This is a genomic window from Leptospira andrefontaineae, assembly GCF_004770105.1.
Classification (GTDB): Bacteria; Spirochaetota; Leptospiria; order Leptospirales; family Leptospiraceae; genus Leptospira_B; species Leptospira_B andrefontaineae.
Genome location: NZ_RQEY01000011.1, coordinates 1 through 1,856 on the forward strand (window position 1 = coordinate 1; position 1,856 = coordinate 1,856).

The following is a 1,856-nucleotide window of genomic DNA, read 5'->3' on the forward strand; positions in this document are numbered from 1 at the left end:
TATTTGAACGTTGAGAGTGTAATCTCTTTCGATCAAAGGTGATAAGAAGAAGTTATTCAATCCATACTGCAATGAACCAGGATTTAATAGATTCAAGTTATATGAACGAATAACCTGCTGGGAAGGATTCGTATCTACCGAAAGCCAGGAAACTATTCCGACAGATGAAGTCAAATCGCCCACAATGCTAGGGCCAGTCTGGTTTCCTTGATTCGTTGTGCTCACAAAGAATTCTCCACTTCCTTTCAGTGAAATGGAATTACTACCTAGGGAAAGTTGTCTGCCTCGGATAGTAGACTTACCATTCTCGATATGCTCCCAGAAAGAGAAGATGGTATTTCCAACCAGGATATTTCCACCGGCTTTCTTAGTCGTTCCTGCCAAAGAATTTCCAATCGAAAGAGCGGAATTGATCGCAATACCATCAGTCAAATTAATCCCCATCAAATAAATCCCGGTCCCTGAAGAGAAGGAGATTAACCCAGTCGTTCCAGAAACATAAGTCTTAAATGAATCTACAGCGGTTCCAACTTGGATTAAACCGGTAGACACGGAATTCCCTGTTGTAAGATCAACTACTCGAGTATTTAGAGTATTTGCATGATTTTTAAAGGTAACAAGCCCTCTACCATTCGTTGCCTTTACGGAGATATTTGAAACATAACCAATTTGTTGATTTGTCGTATTGGCCTGCATAGTTCCTGAACCTACAAGAGACGCATTCGTTAAGTCATATACTCTGTAAGTAACTGAATAAAGCGGAGGCGGATCATCAATAGTGTCTGTCCAACTTCTATAATTCTGAACAAGAATTGCTTTCGTTCCATCAACATCAACCTTTGCACCAAAATATCCAGGCACTCCAAAGACGCTACTAACTAGGAATGTAGCCCCTGATGCGGTAACTGTGTTTGCCACTGAGTTAATTTGATAAATACGAGCATTTACTCGTTTCGTCCAACTGATAATATCAGGCATCCACTGATCATTCCAAACAACTATAGCAAGGCCTGTATTTCCAATACCTACGCTGACATTACTAGCTCCGTTCAAGTTAAAAGGCGCAACCCGCGTCTCGACTAACACCGGAGCAGCCCCAATCTGCGCACAAGTATTCAGATCTCTTGCGGTCAGATACATCTGTTTATCATTAGTATAGGCTATCGCAATTTTTCCGTTACTTATTTTTGCATCAAAGACGGTATTAGTCGGCAATCCAGTCGCGATTGTATATTGGGAGGAACATCCATTTGGAGCCAAGCCTGTGGAAATTTGGATAAATTTTCCGAGCAAGTTCGTATCCTTCCGCCAAATTACAAAAGCCTTATCTCCTTCTGAAACTGAAATTGGTTCGCTAACAGAAACTCCTCCTAAATCGCTTAAGATCGTATCAGTAGATATTGTTCCAAAACGATAGGAAAGACCAGAGTTTGTAGATAACTGGAATTTACCATCTGAGAGAAAACTATTGAAGTTTCCTGCATCTGCCCAAGAGTTCCAGTAAGGAACACCTTTATTATAATTTCCCATCCAGTTTACTGCTAAATAATCAGGCGTGTATCCCAAACATCCATAAGGATGGAATAGATTTATCCCGGAACAAGAAACAGAAGAACTATTAGTCAAAAGAGGAAGATATTGAGGGATGGAGTAGTTAGAAGCCGGGGTTGTAGTCGTTTGTGTATACCAATCTGCTAAGAAGGAGTTATCCACAATCAAACGTACATCCGGTGAAGATAAAGAACCAGGAACAGAGACCGAAGTCGTTTTGATATTCTTACTTTTCATCGCAGTGTCGACAACCACGGTGAATGAGCCGTCAGGATATCCTGGAGTAGGAGTAACACTTACTACAG

General features: G+C 40.9%; 1 pseudogene. It reads right to left on the bottom strand.

What is annotated here, in order from left to right:
* Positions 1 to 1,856: pseudogene (locus EHO65_RS19900) on the bottom strand (LIC12048 family lipoprotein); the annotation flags it as partial.